Source organism: Sphingobacterium sp. UBA7625 (assembly GCF_002484085.1).
Lineage (GTDB): Bacteria > Bacteroidota > Bacteroidia > Sphingobacteriales > Sphingobacteriaceae > Sphingobacterium > Sphingobacterium athyrii.
Genome location: NZ_DLJD01000052.1, coordinates 1 through 22505 on the forward strand (window position 1 = coordinate 1; position 22505 = coordinate 22505).

The 22505-nt window shown below is 41.5% G+C and carries 16 protein-coding genes; 14 read left to right on the plus strand and 2 right to left on the minus strand.

The annotated features are described in order from the left end of the window. The first annotated feature begins 308 nt into the window (after window positions 1-308). From B4G94_RS22665 to B4G94_RS22715, 11 genes are all read left to right on the plus strand, one after another. Window positions 309-3320, plus strand: a complete 3012-nt coding sequence (locus B4G94_RS22665) for a DUF2723 domain-containing protein (protein ID WP_286862179.1) — start codon at window positions 309-311, stop codon at window positions 3318-3320. Between the two features lie 228 nt (window positions 3321-3548). Then, window positions 3549-4940, plus strand: a complete 1392-nt coding sequence (locus B4G94_RS22670; RefSeq protein ID WP_286862180.1) for an APC family permease — start codon at window positions 3549-3551, stop codon at window positions 4938-4940. A gap of 256 nt (window positions 4941-5196) precedes the next feature. Continuing rightward, window positions 5197-5760 carry a bifunctional pyr operon transcriptional regulator/uracil phosphoribosyltransferase PyrR gene (gene pyrR, locus B4G94_RS22675; protein WP_108635067.1) on the plus strand — a complete coding sequence of 188 codons (564 nt, stop codon included), beginning with the start codon at window positions 5197-5199 and terminating at the stop codon, window positions 5758-5760. A 102-nt stretch (window positions 5761-5862) separates the two neighbouring features. After that, window positions 5863-6801, plus strand: coding sequence for an aspartate carbamoyltransferase catalytic subunit (locus B4G94_RS22680; RefSeq protein WP_108635068.1), 939 nt, complete (start codon window positions 5863-5865; stop codon window positions 6799-6801). 379 nt (window positions 6802-7180) lie between these two features. Beyond that, window positions 7181-10219 (plus strand): tetratricopeptide repeat protein, encoded by a 3039-nt coding sequence (locus B4G94_RS22685; RefSeq protein ID WP_165309114.1) that lies wholly within the window; start codon window positions 7181-7183, stop codon window positions 10217-10219. A gap of 6 nt (window positions 10220-10225) precedes the next feature. Continuing rightward, window positions 10226-11977, plus strand: coding sequence for a TonB-dependent receptor (locus tag B4G94_RS22690; protein ID WP_286862182.1), 1752 nt, complete (start codon window positions 10226-10228; stop codon window positions 11975-11977). 40 nt (window positions 11978-12017) lie between these two features. Continuing rightward, window positions 12018-13427 carry an SPOR domain-containing protein gene (locus B4G94_RS22695; RefSeq protein WP_286862184.1) on the plus strand — a complete coding sequence of 470 codons (1410 nt, stop codon included), beginning with the start codon at window positions 12018-12020 and terminating at the stop codon, window positions 13425-13427. Window positions 13428-13452: 25 nt separating this feature from the next. Then, window positions 13453-14160 (plus strand): MotA/TolQ/ExbB proton channel family protein, encoded by a 708-nt coding sequence (locus B4G94_RS22700; RefSeq protein WP_108635072.1) that lies wholly within the window; start codon window positions 13453-13455, stop codon window positions 14158-14160. Further along, window positions 14160-14570 (plus strand): ExbD/TolR family protein, encoded by a 411-nt coding sequence (locus tag B4G94_RS22705; protein ID WP_108635073.1) that lies wholly within the window; start codon window positions 14160-14162, stop codon window positions 14568-14570. Before B4G94_RS22700 ends, B4G94_RS22705 begins: the two co-directional genes overlap by 1 nt. 58 nt (window positions 14571-14628) lie before the next feature. After that, window positions 14629-15456 (plus strand): energy transducer TonB, encoded by an 828-nt coding sequence (locus B4G94_RS22710; RefSeq protein ID WP_108635074.1) that lies wholly within the window; start codon window positions 14629-14631, stop codon window positions 15454-15456. A 10-nt stretch (window positions 15457-15466) separates the two neighbouring features. Beyond that, window positions 15467-16774 (plus strand): bifunctional folylpolyglutamate synthase/dihydrofolate synthase, encoded by a 1308-nt coding sequence (locus tag B4G94_RS22715; protein WP_286862188.1) that lies wholly within the window; start codon window positions 15467-15469, stop codon window positions 16772-16774. Between the two features lie 9 nt (window positions 16775-16783). On the opposite strand, the gene B4G94_RS22720 is transcribed toward B4G94_RS22715, so the two are convergent. Beyond that, window positions 16784-17803: an asparaginase gene (locus B4G94_RS22720; RefSeq protein ID WP_286862190.1), complete on the minus strand. Its 1020-nt coding sequence runs from the start codon at window positions 17801-17803 to the stop codon at window positions 16784-16786. 13 nt (window positions 17804-17816) lie between these two features. Then, window positions 17817-18584, minus strand: a complete 768-nt coding sequence (locus tag B4G94_RS22725) for a TatD family hydrolase (protein ID WP_108635077.1) — start codon at window positions 18582-18584, stop codon at window positions 17817-17819. A 320-nt stretch (window positions 18585-18904) separates the two neighbouring features. On the opposite strand from B4G94_RS22725, the gene B4G94_RS22730 reads away from it, so the two are divergent. The 3 genes from B4G94_RS22730 to B4G94_RS22740 are packed head-to-tail and all read left to right on the plus strand — an operon-like array spanning window position 18905 to window position 22447. Beyond that, a complete protein-coding gene (locus B4G94_RS22730) occupies window positions 18905-20299 on the plus strand; it encodes a TolC family protein (RefSeq protein ID WP_241254846.1) in 1395 nt (464 codons plus the stop codon). Between the two features lies 1 nt (window position 20300). Beyond that, entirely contained in the window at window positions 20301-21257 is a 957-nt protein-coding gene (locus B4G94_RS22735) for an HlyD family secretion protein (protein ID WP_286862192.1), read from the plus strand. 11 nt (window positions 21258-21268) lie between these two features. Beyond that, entirely contained in the window at window positions 21269-22447 is a 1179-nt protein-coding gene (locus B4G94_RS22740; RefSeq protein ID WP_286862193.1) for an ABC transporter permease, read from the plus strand. The last annotated feature ends 58 nt before the right edge of the window (window positions 22448-22505 follow it).

Here is a 22505-nt window from a genome sequence, read left to right on the forward strand (position 1 = left end):
GATGCAAATATACGGACTATTCCTATTTCTGCAAATAAAAATGTGTTGTAAAGTGCATTGGGCTTGATTTTCAAATAAATAATTTTTGTTTTGCCCGAAAATTTAAGACATACTTACTGTTTTTTAGCTTAGGTATTGGCCTGCTCCAGCTTATCAATGGCTTTGTTCTGCTTTCTTTACAGCCAATATTGCATCGCGTAATGAAAATTTTCAATTAATATGTGTTAAAAAATCAGAATAAAGTTCATTTCTTATTAACTTATCCTTATTTTCGAGCCGTATTATAATACTTTTACAGTTATCATTTTATGAACTATACTAAAATCAACAATCTTTTAGGATGGATATGTGCGCTCATTGCAACAGTAGCATATGTCATGACTGCCGAACGATCGACGAGTTGGTGGGACTGTGGTGAGTTTATTGCCTCAGCCTTTAAACTTCAAATTGTGCACCAGCCGGGAGCACCATTATTCTTAATGATTCAAAACATCTTTTCCAATCTTGCCGGAGGTGATGTCACACGGATCGCTTTTTGGATGAATGTGGGATCTGCTGTTTGTAGTGGTCTGACGATTCTGTTTTTGTTCTGGACGATCACAGCACTGGCAAAGAAAGTCGTTGCAAAAGGAGTCGGCGAGTCCTATACCGCAACGGACTTGATTAAAATATTTGGTTCAGGTGCTGTCGGTGCATTGGCTTATGCATTCACGGATACATTTTGGTTTTCCGCTGTTGAATCTGAGGTGTATGCCATGTCTTCGCTTTGTACCGCTGTTGTATTTTGGGGGATCTTAAAATGGGAAAATCATGCTGATGAGCCTGGTGCTGACCGTTGGCTGATCTTTATAGCCTATGTGATGGGCTTGTCAATCGGGGTGCACTTATTGAACCTTCTTGTGATTCCGGCCATCGCCTTGGTGATTTATTTTAAACGCTCAAAAACAGTGACTTCTTCGGGAGCAACCAAAGCATTCCTGATTGGTGTCGTTGTGCTGGCCCTGATTTTATGGGGTATTATCCAATACACTGTCAAAGCTGCCGCTTATTTTGATTTATTCTTTGTGAATAGTCTGGGCATGGGCTTCGGTACCGGATTTAATCTGTTTTTTATATTGCTCATCGCTCTTTTTGTTTATGGTATCTGGTACTCGATCAAAAAAGCAAAACCGATGCTGAACCTGATCCTGATCAGTACCGCATTTATCATCTTTGGTTATAGCTCGTTTGCGATGATCATGGTACGCGCCAAAGCGAACCCTACATTAAATAATAGTGATCCGGACAATGCCTTTTCTTTTGTGAGTTATTTGGGACGTGAGCAATATACGAGTGAGCCACTTCTAAACGGGCCGACTTTCGATGCTCAAGTAGTGGATGCTGAGGCAACTTATACTTATCGAAAAGACAGTGATAAATATACGAAAGTAGAGAATGGTATGAATTATAAATACGATAAGACCATGTTCTTTCCCCGTGTTTATAGCAACCGCGATGGACATGATGGATATTACCGCGATTACCTAAAGATTCCTGAAGGACAATCGCCAACATTTGGGGATAATCTGAAATTCTTTTTTAGTTATCAAATTGGACACATGTATGGCCGTTATTTCCTTTGGAATTTCGCTGGCCGTCAGAATGACCAACAAGGCCAAGGAACATTCACAGAGGGAAACTGGCAAGCGGGTATCAAGCCGATTGACCAAATGCATAATGGTGGACAAAATGCCATTCCGGATTCGTTGAAAACTGATCCTTCAAATAATAAATATTATTTCTTGCCGCTAATCATAGGTTTAATCGGCGCATTTTGGCACTTTGGCCGAAGACAACGTGATGCCGGAATCGTAGGATTACTGTTTTTCTTTACAGGTCTAGCTATTGTCTTATACTTGAATCAAAGCCCATTGCAGCCACGTGAGCGTGATTATGCCTATGCGGGATCATTCTACGCCTTTGCGATATGGATCGGTTTGGGCGTATTCGCTATTGCGGATTATTTAAGTAAAAAGGTGGATGGGAAGATGGCCGCAGGGGTGGCTACAGCGGCCTGTTTACTGGGGGCTCCAGTATTACTGGGATTCCAAAACTGGGATGATCACGATCGTTCAGAGAAAACAACCGCACGTGACTTAGCCAAAAACTACCTGGCTTCCTGTGCACCCAATGCCATTTTATTCACCTATGGTGACAACGATACCTATCCGTTATGGTATGTGCAAGAAGTTGAAAATTATCGTCCCGATGTACGGGTGGTCAACCTGAGCTTGTTGAGTTCTGACTGGTATATGCGTCAGATGAAACAAAAGGTGAACCAAGCGGATGGATTGCCAATCAATATTGATGACGAAAAGTTCAAAAAAGGTGTCCGTGAGGTGCTTTATTATCAAGATATGAAAGTACCCGGTCACGTAGATCTTGATTTGGTGATGCAGATCTTATTGTCTGATGACCAAAAAAATAAATTAGAATTGCGTGGTGGTAAATTTGAAAACTTTTTACCGACCAAAAATTTTAGCCTTCCGGTAAACAAGGATGCTGTGCTGAAAAATAATGTGGTTCCCAAAGCATGGCAGGAATCTATTGTCGATACAATGACATGGACGTATAATCGAAACTACGTGTCAAGAGCGGAACTGTCGATCCTAAATGTTCTGGTGAACAATAACTGGAAGCGTCCGATTTATTTTGCGGCGACCGTTCCAAACGATAACTACCTTGGATTGGATAAGTACCTGGTACAAGAAGGTTTTGCCTTGCGTTTGATGCCGATTGAGACTCCTGTGGGATCTGAAGGAACTTTAGTGGATACACAGTCTGCTTTTAAGGATATTACAACAAAATATCAATGGGGTAATATGGCGAATGCTTCTTATTTAGATCCTGAATCCTACCGCATGATCACCATGATCACCAATACAGTGATGGGCGGAACGGCAACACAGTTAATGATGGAAGGCCATAAAGATGAAGCGCGTAAAGTGGCCGTTGAGACTTATGAGAAAATGCCGAAACGTGTGTACTTGATGCGTGATGTATTGGGCTATATTCCAATTGTCAATGTATTGTATGAAACAGGTGAAAACAAGCGTGCGAATGAAATTGTCAATCGTAATCTGAAATTTATGACGCAGAATATGCGCTGGTATCAGGATATCGCTCAAACAAAAGCTGAACTGGAATATTCAAATATAGGGACGGCTTTACGGGCTCTGGGTGCTTATAAAAGTATATTGGCTTCCACTTCGGAAAAACAATTGCTGCAACAGGTGACTGAACTGGAAAAATCGTATAAACAACAATATGGTGTAGAATAATCTTTCACACCATCGTTCAATCAGAAGGAGCTGCCCTAGGCTGCACCTGTTCAAATAATAATCTTTTGAATAGGATGTAGCTGAGGGCAGCTCTTTTTTTCTAAAAGTGTATTTCTTATTGGTCAGCAAGAATCTTCAGTCGGTTTCATGGCTTTTGGTGTTTGTGAATGCATGAAGGTTTTTTGATTATTTTTTCTTAGCTTAACGGCATAAAACCAACCTGATATTATGATGAAACGTCAACTGAAATTGTGGGATGCGATTATGCTGGTCATGGGCTCGATGATCGGAAGTGGGATCTTTATTGTGTCGAGTGATATGATGCGGCAACTGGGCTCAGGATACTGGTTGGCAATTGTATGGTTACTGACTGCTGTCGCGACTGTTGCGGCAGCTATTTGTTACGGTGAGCTATCCTCAATGTATCCCAAAGCTGGTGGACAATATACTTATCTCACCGAAGTGTTCGGAAAACCGATTGGCTTTTTGTATGGTTGGAGCTTATTTACGGTTATTCAAACGGGTACGATAGCAGCTGTTGCGGTTGCTTTTGGTAAGTTTACCGCCTATTTGATTCCGCAACTGAACGATGCGGCACCAATTTTTCAACGCGGTGAGTTTAAGATTACCTGGATACAGATACTGGCGATGGGTGTGATTCTCTTGCTAACCTATATCAATACGCGCGGGATTAAGAGCGGCAAGTCTGTGCAGTCTTTTTTTACTTCAGCAAAAATTATTGCATTAGTTCTATTGATCGTCGGCGGCCTGTTCTTGATCAAAGAAAATCATTTTTCGGAGAATATGGCGTACAGCTGGGAGGCTTTTCAGAATTTGAAAGGTGAGGGTTGGATGGGAATTTCCGGTGGCGCTTTAATGGGGGGGCTGGCAGCGGCTATGGTTGGGTCGGTCTTTAGTAGTGTTGCCTGGGAAAATGTGACCTTTGTGTCGGGTGAGATTGTGAACCCTCAGCGTAATGTGGTTCGTGCGCTCGTCATCGGAACCAGCCTCGTTATGCTTTTATACATCTGTTGTAACTACATCTATCTTTCTGCGCTGAGCCGTGAAGAGATCGCTTTTGCCACCAATGATCGGGTCGCAATCGCTGCTGCTGAAAAGATGTTGGGACATACCGGTACAATAGCGATGGCCATCTTGGTGATGATATCAACCTTTGGCTGTGTCAATGGTCTTGCGCTGTCCGGAGCACGGGTTTTTCAGACCATGGCCAAAGATGGTTTATTCTTAAAACAGGCTATCCCCAACAACAAATATGATGTGCCTGCCCGCTCATTATGGTTACAGGGTATCTGGGCCTCCTTGCTCTGTTTAAGTGGCCAGTATGGCAATCTGTTGGATATGATCTCTTTCGTTATTGTCATCTTTTATATGATTACGGTACTGGGCGTTATTATTCAGCGTATCCGTAAACCTGAGTTGGCCCGTTCCTACAAAACATTTTTATTCCCTTTTACACCAATCATCTACCTACTTATTGGTACGGTATTTTGCCTACTGTTAATCATCTACAAGCCGCAGTATACCTGGCCGGGTTTTATACTGGTATTGATAGGGCTGCCTGTATATTTTTTTGCACGAGGCAATAAGAAAAATGACTAAAACAGGTGTATCGCTTCGGTGTTTTTTATACCGGATAGGTGATGGGCCAGAAAGCTGGGCACCCTCGGAACTGATATGTGCCGTGTGGTGCCAGAAAGAATGTCAATGAGCTCGTTTATCTGCTTTGATGAGCGGTTGTTTTAAATTTATTAGTCTCTTCGTTAATGCCGGAAACGAGTTGAAATATTGAAATTAATTGGGAAACGAGCGATAGTTTTTGTTAAAAAAAGTGTAGCTTTGCTCAAACATTCCCATAATGAAACAGTCGATTTTATTAGACGGACCAAAATTTCAAATCACCATTCAAAGACTATGTCGTCAATTGATTGAGAATCACGGTGATTTTTCAAATGCTGTCGTCATAGGTATTCAACCAAGAGGAACTTTCTTAGCTAGACGTATTGTCAAAGAACTTGAACGCATGATCGAAAAACCGATCTTGGTCGGTGATCTGGATATTACATTCTATCGGGACGATTTCCGTACAAAAGGTAATGCAGGTCCGTTGTTAGCAAATAGTACAAATATCAATTTTATTGTAGAAGGTAAAGACGTTATTTTTATTGATGATGTCTTGTGGACAGGACGCACCATTCGCGCAGCCATGGATGCTGTACAGGCATTTGGAAGAGCAAGAAGCATTGAATTGCTTGTTTTAGTCGATCGTCGCTTCTCCAGGCAGATTCCGATTCAACCCGATTATATTGGAATACAAGTTGATTCTATAGATTCACAAAAAGTCATTGTGAACTGGAAAGAATCTGACGATCAGGATAGCATTATCTTGGTCACGGAGAAAAAACCTTTGGGTAATGATTAGAAATCCGGTTCAGTAAAGAAATAACGGAAGGTTCTAATAGGCCCCTTGGGAACGAACACTTCAATTAAAAAATGATTAGTAAATACTTGAATATACTATAAAATGTCAGCTGCAGTAGAACAATTAAGTACTCGCCATTTGTTGGGAATCAAAGATCTAAATGAACAAGATATCCAATTGATTCTGGATACAGCGAGTAATTTTAAAGAGGTATTAAATAGACCGATCAAAAAGGTGCCTTCTCTACGGGATATCACCATTGCCAATGTGTTTTTTGAAAATTCAACACGTACGCGGCTTTCTTTTGAACTTGCTGAGAAAAGACTATCTGCTGATATTGTCAATTTTGCGGCTTCTTCTTCTTCCGTGAGTAAAGGGGAGACTTTGATTGATACCGTCAACAATATCCTTGCGATGAAGGTGGATATGATTGTGATGCGACATCCCTACGCCGGAGCAGGTGTGTTCTTAAGTAAACATGTCGATGCGCAAATTGTGAATGCTGGCGACGGGGCACATGAACATCCTACGCAAGCGCTCTTGGACTCCTTTTCAATACGCGAGCGCTTTGGCGATGTAGCGGGACGTAAAGTTGCTATTATTGGTGACATAACCCACTCCCGGGTGGCCTTATCAAATATTCTATGTCTTCAAAAACAGGGTGCTGAAGTCATGGTATGCGGACCAACCACATTAATTCCTAAGCATATTACTTCTTTGGGTGTAAAGGTGGAGCATGACCTGAGAAAAGCACTGAATTGGTGTGATGTGGCAAATATGTTACGCATCCAGCTGGAACGTCAGGATATTGCCTATTTTCCATCTTTGAGAGAGTACTCCATGTTATATGGTTTAAATAAGGAAATCTTGGATTCTTTGGAAAAACCGATTACGATTATGCACCCCGGACCGATCAACCGTGGGGTCGAAATCACCTCCGATGTTGCCGATAGTGAACACTCCATTATCCTGGATCAGGTTGAAAATGGAGTTGCTGTTCGGATGGCGGTATTGTATCTTTTGGCCGGACAACGCGGCTAACTGAATTTTGATTTTGAGCCAGTTTTAGATACCGGAGGACGAAATTGACAGATTCATCAATCAACAATATTATGCCTGACTTTATTTTTGGTCGGGCATATTTTTTGTGCAAAATTTCCGTTATAATACTGGATTATTCACAGATGTTAATAACTTTTGTGTAAAATAGCTCAATTAAAGTATAATTTAGTAAAATGAATAAAACTATCTCTCAAAAGGGGGAGGTTTGAATTGATTTTCAATAAATTTTGGCTTACCTTAAAGCGGCCAATCAAAGAGGAGAGGTCATTAAATTTGCATGTCAAGGCAAATTTACCTCGGTTTGAAGGGAGATTCATTTACATTTGCAGATAAATAACATATTAAGGTTTCACATATTATGTATAAGAAGATTTACCAGGTGGGAGTTGCACTAACCGTTATGGCGACGCCAGCATTAGCGCAACAGACAGAATGGCAACAAATCAACAAGGCATACAAGACTGGAATGGAATTGTATGAACGCGGAAAATTCGGATCCGCATCGGCACAATTTGATCGTGTGGAGGCCTTGCGGACGAAATCCAACCTACAATTGGACGAGACGGAGGAGCTATCTTTATTAAAGGAAAATGTGCGGTATTACCAAGCGGTATGCGCCTTGGAATTGGGCGAGTCAGATGCCGAAAATCGTTTCCTAAAATATATTAAAGATTTCCCTGTAAGCGCCAATTCTAAAGCCGCTTACTTTCAGATAGGTAAATCATATTATGCTAAAAAGGATTATGTTAAGGCAATTGAATGGTTTACAAAGATTGACAGTAAAAATCTCGCCGGTAAAGAAAATGTAGAATATCGCTTTAAATTGGGTTACGCCTCTTTCATGACGAAAGATTATAAGACAGCAAAGCCCTTATTTGAGGGATTGAAAGATCAGAAAACTGAATTTCAGGAAGCCTCAATCTACTACTATGCGTATTTATGTTATTTAGATGCGGAATATAAAACGGCATTGAATGAATTTGAACGTCTAAATGGATCTAAACAATTCGAAAATAGTTACCCTTATTATATCACTGCTCTGTATTTCTTGGATAAACGCTACGACGATGTATTGGACTATGCGTTACCAATTTTGTCAAAAACAAAACAAGAAAATGAAACAGAGATGTTCCGCATTATCGCGGCGACATACTTTATCAAAGGTGACTTAAAAACATCAAAAGATTATTACGATAAGTTCCAGGCACAAGATCAGGGCAAGACCCAAAATAATCAAGATAGCTATCAGATCGGTTATATCGCTTACAAGCTAAAGGATTACGATAAGGCTATCACAGAGCTGGAGAAAATGACGGAGCCTGATGCTTATTACCAGTCGGCCATGATTACCCTGGGGGACAGCTTCCTGAAAAAAGGAAATAAGCAGTCTGCACGTAACGCGTTTTTCAGAGCCTCCAAATTGGATTTTGATCCAGCGATGAAAGAAGAGGGGTTGTTTAACTATGCGAAGCTGTCGTATGAATTAGAGTTCCATCAGGTCGCCCTGGCTTCTACGCAGGAATATTTAAAAACTTATCCAAAATCACAACGCCAGGAAGAAGCGAAAACGCTATTGGCGGAAGTCTTGTTGAGCACTAAAAACTACCGTGATGCGGTCGATATTTTAGAGTCTATTCCAAAACGGGGAAAAGAGGCTAATGCTGCTTATCAAAAAGTAACCTATTATCGGGGTCTGGAGTATTATAATGAGCGTGCTTTTGAAAATGCAATTTCTTTGTTCATGCGTTCTGAACAGCATCGTTATGACGAAGAAATCTACGCTTTGGCTACTTACTGGAAGGCAGAAGCGATGTATGAAGTACGCAAATACGGTGAGGCGGTAACGAATTTCAATAAATTCTTACGTTTGCCGGGGGCAAATAAAACCGATGTATACAGTTATGCAAATTACGCCTTAGCTTACGCAGCTTTCCGTAACGGAAACTATAATACGGCTGCGAATTACTTTGAACGCTTCTTAGCCTCTGGCGGTTCTAAAGGCATAGAGATGAATACACGTAATGATGCCATCGCACGTTTAGGTGATTCATACTTCTCATCGAAAAATTACGGAAGAGCATTAACGGAATATAACAAATTAATATCGTCTAAAGCGCCTAGTCAGGATTATGCTTTATTTCAAAGAGGTATTATTCAAGGATTGCAAGGCGATAATAATGGCAAAATTTCAACATTGAATGCTGTTATTGCTCAGTTCCCAAATTCTAATTATGCGGATGATATTGCTTTTGAAATTCCTTACACCCGTTTCTTGATGGGAGAAAGCGATCAGGCAATTGCCGGACTTCAAACGATGGTTGAAAAATATCCGCGAAGCAGTTATGTGCCACGTGCTTTAGTAACAATCGGGTTGGTTCAATATAATCAGGACAACAATGATGCAGCTTTGGCAACGTTCCAACGTGTCGTTGATCAATACGCTTCTACGGATGAAGCTAGACAGGCCATGCGATCAATTGAGAATATCTATCTGGATAAAGGGGATGCGACGGGGTATATCAAATATGCCACGGGAACCAATTTAGGTGATGTCTCGAAGTCAGAACAAGATTCACGTTCGTTCTCAACAGCAACGACTTTATTCTCGAGAGGAAATTACAAAGGAGCAGTCGAGGCTGTAAATGCTTATTTCGATAAATTCCCGAAACCAAATCAAGAGAAATATGCGCGCTTTGTTCGTGCGGAAAGTAATGCGGCATTGGGAAATACCGAAGATGCCTTACACGATTATAACGTTATCTTGAATGACTGGACCTCTCCGTATACTGAACGTACACTGATTTCTGTTTCAAATTTATATTTGAAACAAAAGAAATATAACGAAGCAACACAGTTGTTGAAAAAATTGGAGCTTACCTCTGAATACAAATCTAACTACGGTTTTGCAATCAATAATCTAATGGTTTCTTATTATGAAATCGGAGATTACAAAGAAGCGTTAAACTACACGAACGCGGTGAAAAATTACGAGAAATCTTCTGAAGAAGAGATCGCGAACGCATTCTTGTATGCAGGAAAATGCTATGTGAAGCAGAATAAGAAAACTGAGGCGATGAAGGAATTCAGTTTAGCAGCTTTGAAGAGTCGTACCGTATATGGTGCGGAAGCAAAATATAATGTCGCTGTTATTCAATTGGAAAATAAACAGTACGATGCCTGTATTAAAACGGCAATGGATTTGTCTGACAATTTCTCCTCTTATGAATATTGGGTAGCGAAAAGCTTTATCACGATGGCTGATGCCTATGCGGGTAAAGGCGATACATTCCAGGCGAAAGCGACATTGGAATCAATTGTGGATAACTACGATGCGAAAGACGATATTTTGCCTGCTGCAAAAGAGCGTCTAAATAAATTGAACAACAAAAAGAAATAGGATACAATGAAGAAGTTGCAAAATAGAAATGTGAAGAAATATACCTTAGCGGCGCTTTTGATGGGCGTGGGATTGAATTCTTTTGCACAGGAAACAGGCAAGAAGAATGATCCTGAAAAACCGGTCACTATTGATTCTTTTGATGTTGTTCGCGATTACAAACCGATTCTTGCTGATGCTGTAAAAATCCGTCGTAGTCCTGATATGACCAACAAACGGGAATATCAGCCCAAATTAAACTACGGTAATATCATTGATAAAAAATTGGATATCAATACTGGTCTGAAACAATTGAATGTGCAGGAAATACCATTTGCACAACCTTTTGAACACAGCAGCAATTATGTCAAATTTGGAATAGGTAATTATAACTCGATTTTAGGTGAAGCATATTTGGCATCCGAGCAGTTTGAAAATACGCGTTTTGGGCTATTTGCAAAACACTTAAGCCAAAAGGGCAATATTGATGGACAGAAATTCAGTACACAGGATATTGGTATTTTCGGACGCCGTGTGCTGGATGCCGTGACTGTAAAAGGTACCTTAGGCTACAATAGGTATGGCACAAATTTCTACGGTCAGACATTTGACCAACCAGGGACGACATTATTGAATATTACCCCGGACAAGCAAACATTCACCGATATTTATTTAAATGGTGAACTGGCAAGTAATGTTGATCCAAAAAATGAGCAGGCGATGAGCTACGCTGCAAAGGTAGATGGTTACCTATTTAAGGATGCTTATAAGGCAAAAGAAAATTCTTTTGCGCTGTCCGGTTATCTCAACAAACGCATGAGCGCTTTCAATGTTGGAGCCAACCTGAGTGTCACCATGAACGATGTCAAAAACGAAAATGATACGGCAAATGTGAAGAACAATTTGTTTTTGATCAATCCGTACATTCGATTTAAGGGGGATAACTATAATGTCACTTTGGGAGCTAACCTGACTTCGGAATTTGGTGATGAGTCCCGTTTTAATGTTTTTCCGTCAGTTGAAGCAGATTTTTCTTTGGCTCCGGAATATATCTCTTTATTTGCCGGAGTTAATGGTAATGTAAGACAGGGGTCCTTCCGAAATTTTGCGAAGGAAAATCCTTATTTGGCACCAAACGTCAGGATCGCCAATTCCATTGAAAAATTGAATGTGTATGGTGGTTTAAAAGGTAATGCCGGTGCAACATTTGGTTATAAAGTAAAGGTGTTTTACAAACAGATCGAAGGATTACCTTTATTTAAAAATAGTACATTTGGCAATGACCAGAACGGTTATATTCCTTGGGCTTTTGATGTGGTATATGATGGCCAGATCAACAAAGCGAAGCATATGGGACTGGAAGGAGAGATCAACGTACGTTTATCACAATTGGTTAATTTAGGTGGAAAAGTATTTATTGATGACTATAACCTGAGCGATGAGGAAGAGGCCTGGGGCTTACCGAAATTCAGGCTACAAGCCAATGCAAGGTTCAATATCTCGGATAAATTCTTCGTCGATGCAGAGCTTTCTAGCCAAGGTAATACCTATGCGTATGTTTACAATTATAACAGTGATGGTACTCGTATAGCGGAGAGTGGTCACAAGGTGACGATTGCTTCCTTTGCTGATTTAAATGCTGGTGCTGAATACCGAATTAAAAAACAATTTGGTGTTTTCGTGAAAGCAAATAATATCTTTGGAAAGGAATATGAACGTTACATGTATTATCCAAGATTGGGCTTCAATGTAATTGGTGGTCTTAATTATTCGTTTTAACGAATTAAGATTATAAATTTGCATTTTAAATCAGAGAACAATGAATCTAGGCAAAGACATCAATAGTTTATTAAGACGCTATGCGGAAGTATACGTGCCCGGAATAGGTGTGTTCAAAAGAATTCATTCTCCGGCTCAATTCGATAAACAGAACAATGTGTTTTTGCCCCCCATTTCTTATGTTGAGCTGGACTATTCCGCACAACGGGGATTCAATATCGTGCATTATATCCAACAGCAGGAGCATTTGAGTTTGGTGCAGGCGCAGCAAATATTGGATGATACCGTTAGGGCATTGCGAAATGATCTGGGACAATTTGGTCAAGCGAAGCTGGAAGATCTCGGTCTGTTGATAAGCTATGGTTCGAGTTTGGTTTTTAAACCGCTGGACCTCTCTGGCTTTAATTTTCAACCTGTTGTCAATCTTGTTGGTCCTGAAATCGAAACAGTTATTCCGGTGCGCGAAGATGAACACAGGCTTGCTGAGTCGGTCGAATCTGTCCCATCAGAACATGTCGTTGGGGAAATCAATGCAGAAGAACCTGTCGTTGAAGCAACAGACAGTGTTGAAAATGAAGAGCAAGCTAAGCAGGAGGAACAAGAGTCCGCGGCTCTTGCCGATGCAGATTCGCTTCCGGTTGCTGAAGCTATTGTTGAATCGGAGATTGAGTCCGATACCCCAGAAGCTGAAGAAGAGGCTAGCCCTGTGGATGCCGAACTATTGGACGCCGTGGCAGTACCAGCTATAGCTAGTCCGGAGGATACCATAACATCTACGGAGGAGCAAATTGACACGCAGAAAGAAGTTGGCGCAATTGCTGCTGCAAATTCTGCTTATGCCCCCCATATTTACGAAGAGGAGCCACGCAATTCGAATGCGATCTGGTACTGGCTAACAGCAGCCATTGTACTGGTCATGATTGCTGTAGGCGTATTGTATACGAATCCGGGATTGAAAAATTCGTTGTTTGGTGGAGCCCGGCGCGCACTAAAAACCGCTGCTGATACAGCCGTTCAGAAAAATAATCTGCCAACTGCTGATTCATCATCCAACGTGCTCGCCGCGGACAGTTTAAAAAAAGTGGATTCCTTAGCAAAAACAACGGCGGATTCGCTAAAGGGTACAGCCGTAGAAGTAGGCAAGAATACAGCGGCGGCTGGGAAAGCTGCTCCTGTTTTGCAGGCGGATCCAGTCATTAAAGAATCCATACCCGTAGCACAGCCGAAATATCAGGTTGTGATCGGTTCGGCACGGACAATGGCTCAGGCAGAGCAAGAGGCAAAACGTCTTCGGATGCTAGGCTACAAGACTGCACGCGCTGTGGAAGGAAAGTATAAAAGGAATAGAAAGAAGATCATCTTGAATACCTACATGACAAAAGCAGAGGCTGACCTCGCTCAAAAATCTGTAGCGGCAAAAATTGAAGGTGCTTGGGTAGAAACATTATAGAAACTATATAAAACTATTAATAATTATGTCATTAGTGCAAGATACAGCAAGGGCTGCTGTAGATACGTTTAATCAAGCTGCGCAACAACCATTACCTGCTGCTGCTAGTACAGAAAACATGAGTTTGATCGATATGATGATCAAAGGGGGATGGATAATGATTCCAATCCTATTACTGTTCTTTATTGGATTGGTTATCTTTTTTGAACGCTATCTGACCATTCGCAGAGCCGCCAGATACGATAATAGTTTGATGTCTCAGGTGAAAGCAAATGTATTGTCTGGAAATTTAGACTCTGCGTTGGCTGTATGCCGCTCCAGCAACTCGGCCTTAGGACGCATGTTGCAAAAAGGACTGTTACGCGTGGGCAGGCCGATCAAAGACATTGAGGGGGCTATCGAGAATGTCGGTAAATTGGAAGTAGCTAAATTGGAGAAAAATATCAATATCCTTGGTATTATCGCCGGGATCGCTCCGATGCTTGGTTTCGTTGGTACTATCTTTGGGGTAATCAAGATTTTCCATGAGGTAGAATTGGCGGGTGGTATCGACATTGCATCCGTATCCGGTGGTCTATATGTGAAAATGGTATCTTCAGCGTCAGGTCTTGCTGTCGGTATCCTGGCTTATTTAGGCTATCATATCTTAAATATGATGGTTGAACGATTGATTTTACGTATGGAAACCGATGCAGTAGAATTTATTGATTTATTGGATGAACCGGGAAGATAATGAACTTACGAAGTAGAAAAAATAAACCATCTGCCGAAGTACATACTTCAGCGCTAAACGACATCATGTTTTTCCTGATGTTGTTTTTCCTGTTGGCGTCGGCAGTTTCGAATCCGCAAGTGGTCAAGCTATTGTTGCCAAAGTCAAGCGCAGGTGAGCAATCTGTTGCAAAAAAGACAATTACAGTATCTATTACAAAGGAGTTGGGCTATTTTATCGATAAAAATCCTGTTCCGGTAGAAGGTTTGGAAGCAGCAATCCAATCGCAGATGGCCAGTGGCGAAGAATTGACCATTATGCTGTATGTCGATAATACTGTTCCTATCCAGAACGTGATCTCGGTCATGGATGTAGCCAATCGTCTGAAAGTGAAAGTGGTGCTGGCAACAGAACCTAAAAAAGATAAGTAGGGGCAATTAAACTTTTTTGAAGTTTATTGCTCATATGTTAATATAGGAGATTTATACAATGCGATATCATCTTCAACATGAAGAAAATAATTTCCCTAAGGCTTTGGGAATATCTACATTGGTCATGGCATCACTGCTTTTGATTGGTTTCTTTGTAGTTTTTAAGGCGCAGGAACCGGATGAGTATGGTATGGGCGGTATGATTGTAAACTATGGAACTTCTCCAGAGGGGATGGGCGACGATTACATGAGTGTAGAAGAACCCTCTATTGATCCGAATGCAAATAGTGAACGACCGGATCGGATAGATCCTGTGGAGACTCCAACACCTACACCAACACAACAAGTTGCCGAAAAAGCAGTTGTCACGCAAGATATGGAAGAGGCTCCAGCCGTCACAAAAACGGAAAAGAAAGTGGTATCAAAAGCGCCCGAAACAACTAAGCAGACAAAAGAAGTAGCACCACAGGCAAATGCGAAAGCGCTTTTCAAAGGCAATAAAAACAATGGCAAGGGTGCTGGAGACGGTACTGGCACAACACCGGGAAACCAAGGTTCTAAGTTGGGCGATCCCTTGGCGAGTAATTATGGTGAGGGGGGATCAGGTAACGGCAATATGATGTTGTCTATTGAAAACCGTAGTTTTACCCAGCGACCAAGCATTGACGATAATGGTCAACAAGCCGGTAAGGTTGCTGTGGAATTCAGAGTGAATAAGCAAGGCGTGATTACCTATGCGCGTGCGGGAGTAAAAGGTACTACAATCACGGATCCAACATTGTTGGAGAAATGTGAACGTGCTGTCCGCGGTGCACGGCTAAATCAATTGGCTAATGCACCAGATTCCCAAACAGGGCGGATTGTGTTCAATTTTAGATTAAGATAAAATCATTCAGATGAATGCTTATAAAGAGGCAATCGAGTATTTATATACTCGATTGCCTATGTTTACAAGGGATGGTGCCTCAGCCTTCAAAAAAGACCTTGACAATACCATCAGACTTTGCAATGCGCTGGATAATCCACAGCGAAAATTCAAAACCCTACATATTGCAGGTACCAACGGAAAAGGTTCTACCTCTCATATGTTGGCGGCGATATTGGCGCAGGCAGGTTATAAAACCGGACTCTATACATCACCCCATCTGCTGGATTTCAGAGAACGTATTCGTGTCAACGGCGCCATGTGCGAACAGGAGTTTGTGACGGATTTCGTTCAAAAGCATAAGGCGCTGATCGAAGATGTTCAGCCTTCTTTTTTTGAAATTACCGTAGCGATGGCTTTCGACTATTTTGAGAAATGTAAAGTTGATATCGCTGTTATTGAGGTTGGACTTGGCGGGAGACTGGATAGTACAAATATTATTCAACCCTTATTGTCCGTGATCACAAACATCGGTTTTGACCACATGAATCTGCTTGGAAATACATTGGTAGAGATTGCCGGCGAAAAAGCAGGTATTATTAAAAAAAATACACCTGTGGTCATTTCTGAGTATGCTGCCGAAACAGCAGCTGTATTCTTGAATAAGGCTTATGCCGAGGCAGCCCCCATTCAATTTGCATCTCAGGTTTATCAGACCAGGATGTTGAGCGTTGACCAGGATTACCTGCATATTGAAGCGATTGATGGAAATGGTGCCGAAGATATTTATCAACTTGACCTCAAAGGTTCTTATCAGGTGAAGAATCTTGCCGGTGTTCTTTTGGCTGTGGATGAACTACGTAAGCAAGGTTTTGAAATCAGCTCGTTCCATGTACATGAAGCCTTAAAGCATGTTCAGTCTACCACAGGTATCCAGGGACGTTGGCAACAGCTCTCCAAAGATCCTTTTGTCATCTGCGATACCGGACACAATGAGGACGGCATTCATGAGGTGTTGAAAAATCTAAATGCGACTACCTATAACAAATTACATTTTGTCATTGGAGCTATGCGCGATAAAGACCTGACACATATGTTGCCTTACCTGCCCAAAGATGCAGTTTATTATTTTGCTGCACCGGATATGCCGAGGGCACTGCCCCCAGATTTACTGCGTCAGGAGGCCGTGGCTTTTGACCTGAATGGTGGAGAATATTCTTCTGTACAGGAGGCTTTTTCTGCGGCGAAGGCTGCATACGAAAGGGGGGATCTGATTTTTGTGGGCGGAAGTAATTTTGTGGTAGCTGAAGTCCTGGCGGAGATAGGTGAAAGGTCATAGTACTTTTTTCTAATCGTTAACCGTCAGTTCGCCGCGAATATCTTTTTCTACCCAATAGGCCACTTCTTTTTGATCTTCGAGCTCGCCCTGGAGGTACATAAGCTTAGTGACAGCAGCTTCAAATGTAAGATCATATCCATTGAGCACACCGATGGCTTTCAGGCCTTGTGAGGTTTCGTACCGCCCAAGTTCGACTGAACCAACCTTACATTGTGAAATATTAAGGATATTTTTCCCTTGATCTATGGCTCCTTTTAATAGGTCTAGAAACCAGCTATCTGTCGTGGTATTTCCCGAACCAAAAGTTTCCATCACAATAGATCGTACATCCGAATCCAGGACAGATTTGATGGTCTGCGCGGATATTCCCGGAAAGAGTTTCAATACAGCAACGCGGTTATCCAGTTTGGTATGTAAGATAAATTCTTTGTCAATATTATTTAATAACGCGTCGGTATTGTATTTAAGGTGAATGCCTGCTTCGACAAGTACAGGGTAATTGGGGGATCTAAATGCTTCAAATTTGGCTGAGTTATATTTGAAAGAGCGGTTTCCCCGGAATAATTTGTTGTCGAACAGGATGCATACTTCCTGGATAATCGAAATACCATCTTGTTTGGCAGAAGCAATTTCCAGCGCTGTCATCATATTTTCGCGTGCATCTGTGCGGATCTCTCCAATAGGCAATTGTGATCCGGAAAGAATGACTGGCTTTTGCAGGCCCTCAAGCATAAAACTTAACACAGACGCTGTAAATGCCATCGTATCTGATCCATGTAAGATGACAAACCCATCGTAGTTCGCATAATTATCTTTGATGATCTGGGCCATTTCAATCCAGATTTCCGGTTTCATGTTGGAAGAGTCGATGATCGGTTCGAAAGAGTGTACGGTCAGTTTATAATCCAGACGGCTTAAATCAGGAAGATTACGCTTGATTAGCTCGAAGTCGAAGGGGACAAAAGTACCCGTTTCGTCTTTGACCATTCCTATGGTTCCGCCAGTGTAGATAATAAAAATATTGTGCATGGGATTCTATAGATTATATACCAAAAATACGTTTTGAATTCGCGGTTGTAATTTCTGCGACCTGTTCAACGGAAATCGCGTGTAGGTCGGCAACCTTTTGGGCAACATACACGAGGTAGCTGCTTTCATTTTCTTTACCCCGATAAGGAACAGGGGCGAGGTAGGGCGCATCTGTTTCAAGGACGATATGTTTTAGGTCGATTTCTTTGACGACATTGTCCAATCCTGCTTTTTTAAAGGTGACAACACCTCCTATTCCAAGTGCAAAGCCCAAGTTAATCGCATGCTGAGCCTGTTCCAAGGTCCCCGTGAAACAATGGAGGATACCAAATAGCTTATCATCTTTAAGTTCCTCCAATAATTCGAACAATTCGGTGAATGCCTCACGGCAATGAATATCTATCGGTAAATTGAGTTCCTTAGCCCATTTTACCTGTGTTCGAAAAGCATCTTTTTGGATGTTTAGCGTACTTTTGTCCCAATAAAGATCCAGTCCGATTTCACCTATGGCATGGACTTTGTTATTTTCCAAGCTCTTTTGGATGTTGTTTAACTCGTCCACATAGTTTTCCTTAACATCGCAGGGATGTAGTCCTAACATAGGAAAACAGTGTTCTGGATAAGCTGCAACCGTATCGAATACAGGTTTGATGGAAGCACTATTTACGTTTGGTAAAAAAAGACGTTCTATATTGTTGTCTAAACAACGTTGTAGGTGTTCTTGCAGTTTATTGGTACCTGAATGGTAATAGATGTGTGTATGTGTATCAGTAAGCAACATAGTTTTCTGCGTGGAGGCAAAAGTGGGTTAGGGTAAAAAACTTCTTTTTGTTATTATCGAATAAAGAGGTCGGCTTCATTACCAAAATTTCAATTCGTTCTCCAAAGATAACTTAATAATTAACAAAATGAAAATTAATAACGGATTCTCTTCTTATTGGATATTTTAGCTATAAAGCCAAAAACGAGAATTTGAGTCATATATGGGCTATACTTTTTTCTTATCTTGGAAAAAATGGCATGTTGTAAAACATACTTTACTATTTGCTGTTAAACAGAAGAACGGTTGTTGCCCTATTTTTTAAAGAATAAATGAATCATATGATGAATAAGAAACTATGTATGGGTTTGTTCACCTTTGCATCGCTTATGGGTTTAAATAAGCTGCATGCGCAGTCAATGATTGACCCATCGGTAAAAGATATTATTCAAAAGGCCTTTCAAACAAATAAGGAGTTAAAACTGAAGGCATATGAAGTTGATAAAGCAAGGCTGGAAGCCGAAGGAGTAAAAGCCAACAGGCTGCCACATGTTTCCGCATTGGGGTTATATGGGTATGTGCATAGCAATGGTAGCGTGGATATTCCGACCGTGAATGTTCCACTGCTGAACCTGGGACTTTTTGAGGGTGCGACCGGATTCAGCATGCATGGGCAGGCCGCATATGCGGGTGTTTCGGTAAAACAAATTATTTTTTCAGGACTACAGATTCCCAATGGCATAAAGGCACTCCAAGAGAAAGCCCTGGCACAACAATATTTGGAATCTGCGAGCCGAGAGACGCTCTCAAAGGATATTATCGCTTCTTTTGACCAGTTGATGCTGCTGGACGAAGTCGACAAACTTATCGCAGATTCGGAAAAGAGACTAAAAAAAGAGCAGGAGAAAGTCAATAAAGCGATACAAAATGGCCTGGCTATTCCCTATGATCGAGATAAACTCAAATTGGCGCTCCTCGAATTAGAGGAGAAGAAGGTGGAGCTTGCCGGAAATCGTGATCTCCTCTGTCAGAAGATTGAGCAGGAAACTGGAGTTTCTTTTCAGGAAGTCGGCGGCATTCACTATGGACTAAAGCCGATATTTTTGTCGGAAATACCCAATGATGTTGAGCAGCGATCGGAACTTAAAGCCCTGGAAGCATCATCAAAAGCTTATGATTATTTATACAAAAAGGAAAAGGGGGGATCTCTACCGGCTGTTTTTGCTTTTGGATCGGCAAATTACTTAAATGTATTCAATTCAAAATTGAGCATAAAAGACCAGCCGCTATTGGGAACAGTGAATCTGCCCTTAAATTCAATCAAAGGAAGTCCAAATCTATTGGTCGGGCTCGGGGTAAAATGGGACCTCTATACCGGCGGAGAACATCATAATAAAATTAAACAGGTTAAGCTTGACCAAACCATTAATGCGACAAAAAGGGAAGATACAGCGGAAAAACTTAATCTGTTGTTAAGTAAAAATAAGGTAGGTTACAGTACCGGAAATCAAAAACTGAAAGTAGGTGAACAACAGCTGAAAGTCGCTGAAAACAACTTATCAATGGCCGTAAAGCAATATCAGGCCGGGTTGATTGATGTGACGGAGTTGCTGGCGGCGGAAAATGACTGGTATAAGGTTAACCTCGGTTATTTTAATAACGTTTTGCAGCAACGAAATGCTGCCGTCGAATTATTACATACTTCTGGAAAATTATTACAAACTATACATGAGTAACATGAAAAATTTATATGGGATATTGGCCTTGTCTATTTTTGTTTCCTGTACAAATCAAGTGAAAGAAAAACCTATTGAGGGAAAAGTAGAACGTGAACAGGTGACCGTCGTCACAAAGGTACCCGGAAAAATCGCCAGGATCTTAGTTGAGGAGGGTGACTTTGTCCGCGCAGGGGATACCTTGGCTATTTTGAGTATTCCTGAGGTGGACGCAAAGGAGGAGCAGGCGAAAGGGGCGCTGCAATCTGCCGACGCACAATATAATATGGCCGTCAAAGGTGCGACCAAAGGACAGCTAGTCCAACTGCAAGCAAAGGTAGATGGCTTGAAAGAGCAGTATGAATTTGCGAAGAAATCCATTGGTCGACTTGAAGCCTTATTGCAGGATAGTTTGATTCCACAACAGAAATATGATGAAACTTATGCGAAGTACCAAGGCGCAAAAAACCAATACTTGGCTGCGCAAGCCGAAATGGCGGAAGCGCGAGGCGGAGCTCGGCAGGAACAACAGATTATGGCTTTAGGTCAAAAAGAAAGAGCACTTGGCGCCATGTCTGAAGTGAATGTTGCTGCTCAGGAGAAATATGTGATTGCGCCGCAGGACATGAGCGTAGAAACCATCAATCTCAAAGTGGGAGAACTGGCCATGGCCGGCTATCCCATTGTAAATGGCTTTCTTGACCGTTCTATCTATTTTAGGTTTACACTGCCGGAAAATCAGATCGGGAAATTGCAGAAGGGGGCTGTGGTAACCGTAGAGATACCTTATCGGAGCAACGAAAAGGTATCGGCCAAGATCGTTAGCGTAAAAGCATTGAATTCTTATGCCAATATCGCTTCAGCATATCCAGATTTTGATCCACAGCAAGCACTCTTTGAATTAAAGGTTGTCCCCGAGGATATGGCTGGAACAAAAGATTTGTTAACAAAAACGCTTGTGGTTCTCCATACGAATTAAAGGGAATGGATGTGAAAAGATTTTTAGAATTAATCCAACGGGAGTTTAAGCTCTTTTTTAACAATAAGGTTTTATTGATGCTCTTTTTAGGCGCACCAGTATTGTATGGTGTTCTCGTTGGTCATGTGTACCAACAGGGAAAGGTCACTGAAATGCCTGTTATTGTTGTTGATGAAGACAATAGCCCCTTAAGTAGTTCATTTATAGATATGCTTTCGGACAATGAAAGCATTCGGGTAGCGAAGGTATTACCATCTTTGTTTGATTCGAAGGATGTTGCGATCCAATACGATGCAACAACCATTGTTCATATCCCCAAGGGCTTTGCTTCGGGGGTACAACAAAGCCGTCTACCCGAGGTGACCGTATTCGTTGATGGTGCGAATACGTTGACTTCCAATACGGCGTTAATGGCCGTTAACGTCTGTGCGATGACGATGAAAGCGGGTATTCAGATTCAGGCGCAAATGAAGCGTGGTGTACCAGCAAAGGTGGCCGCTCAACAATATGAACCGTTTAAGACAACGATAGTTAAGCAAAATATTCGAAGCGGTAATTACCTCTATTTTATGTTGCCCGGAGTATTGATCACCGTATTGCAACAGGTCTTGTTATTGGGCTTGGCATTATCTTTTTCTTCGGAGTTTGAGGGGAATACCTTCCCTGATCTTGTTCGGAAAATTTCCAATCCGATTGGACTTATTCTCGTCAAGATATTGCCTTATGTATTGATGTCGATTGGAATATTGCTGCTGTATTGGGGTTTTGGGAAATATTATCGAATGCCTCTGCATGCTGACTTTGGCCGTTTTGTGTTATGCACTTTCGTGTTTCTGCTGGCGGTTTGCTTTATTGGTGTATTAGTGAGTATGATTTTACCTTCTCAGTTAAAGTCAACGGAGGTCTTGATGGTAATTGCGACGCCTGCTTTTATTTTGAGCGGATTTACCTGGCCGGCGAGTTTAATGCCGGGCTGGGTACAGGGGATTGCCAACGTGATTCCTTCGACACATTATCTGCGGATTTTTAGACTGCTATTTATTCAGCATGCGGAAAACTACCATACCAACAAAGCGCTATGGGCTTTGACGATCATTGCGGTCGTCTGTTTTGTGCTGGCTGTAGCCGTGCTTTGGTGGAAGATAAGAAAATTAAAACAGGCTGATAAGCAAAAACAGGTTCAGGACTAAAGAAAATATAACAAACAAAAGAGCCGTTCCAACATATGGAACGGCTCTTTTGTTTGTT

Bases quoted from the DNA above. Each gene is read 5' to 3' on its own strand.
- B4G94_RS22665 (WP_286862179.1), top strand. From the start codon at position 309: ATGAACTATACTAAAATCAACAATCTTTTAGGATGGATATGTGCGCTC.
- B4G94_RS22710 (WP_108635074.1), top strand. From the start codon at position 14,629: ATGCGATATCATCTTCAACATGAAGAAAATAATTTCCCTAAGGCTTTG.
- B4G94_RS22725 (WP_108635077.1), bottom strand. From the start codon at position 18,584: ATGTTGCTTACTGATACACATACACACATCTATTACCATTCAGGTACC.
- pyrR (WP_108635067.1), top strand. From the start codon at position 5,197: ATGAAACAGTCGATTTTATTAGACGGACCAAAATTTCAAATCACCATT.
- B4G94_RS22685 (WP_165309114.1), top strand. From the start codon at position 7,181: ATGTATAAGAAGATTTACCAGGTGGGAGTTGCACTAACCGTTATGGCG.
- B4G94_RS22720 (WP_286862190.1), bottom strand. From the start codon at position 17,803: ATGCACAATATTTTTATTATCTACACTGGCGGAACCATAGGAATGGTC.
- B4G94_RS22715 (WP_286862188.1), top strand. From the start codon at position 15,467: ATGAATGCTTATAAAGAGGCAATCGAGTATTTATATACTCGATTGCCT.
- B4G94_RS22700 (WP_108635072.1), top strand. From the start codon at position 13,453: ATGTCATTAGTGCAAGATACAGCAAGGGCTGCTGTAGATACGTTTAAT.
- B4G94_RS22730 (WP_241254846.1), top strand. From the start codon at position 18,905: ATGATGAATAAGAAACTATGTATGGGTTTGTTCACCTTTGCATCGCTT.
- B4G94_RS22705 (WP_108635073.1), top strand. From the start codon at position 14,160: ATGAACTTACGAAGTAGAAAAAATAAACCATCTGCCGAAGTACATACT.
- B4G94_RS22680 (WP_108635068.1), top strand. From the start codon at position 5,863: ATGTCAGCTGCAGTAGAACAATTAAGTACTCGCCATTTGTTGGGAATC.
- B4G94_RS22735 (WP_286862192.1), top strand. From the start codon at position 20,301: ATGAAAAATTTATATGGGATATTGGCCTTGTCTATTTTTGTTTCCTGT.
- B4G94_RS22670 (WP_286862180.1), top strand. From the start codon at position 3,549: ATGATGAAACGTCAACTGAAATTGTGGGATGCGATTATGCTGGTCATG.
- B4G94_RS22695 (WP_286862184.1), top strand. From the start codon at position 12,018: ATGAATCTAGGCAAAGACATCAATAGTTTATTAAGACGCTATGCGGAA.
- B4G94_RS22690 (WP_286862182.1), top strand. From the start codon at position 10,226: ATGAAGAAGTTGCAAAATAGAAATGTGAAGAAATATACCTTAGCGGCG.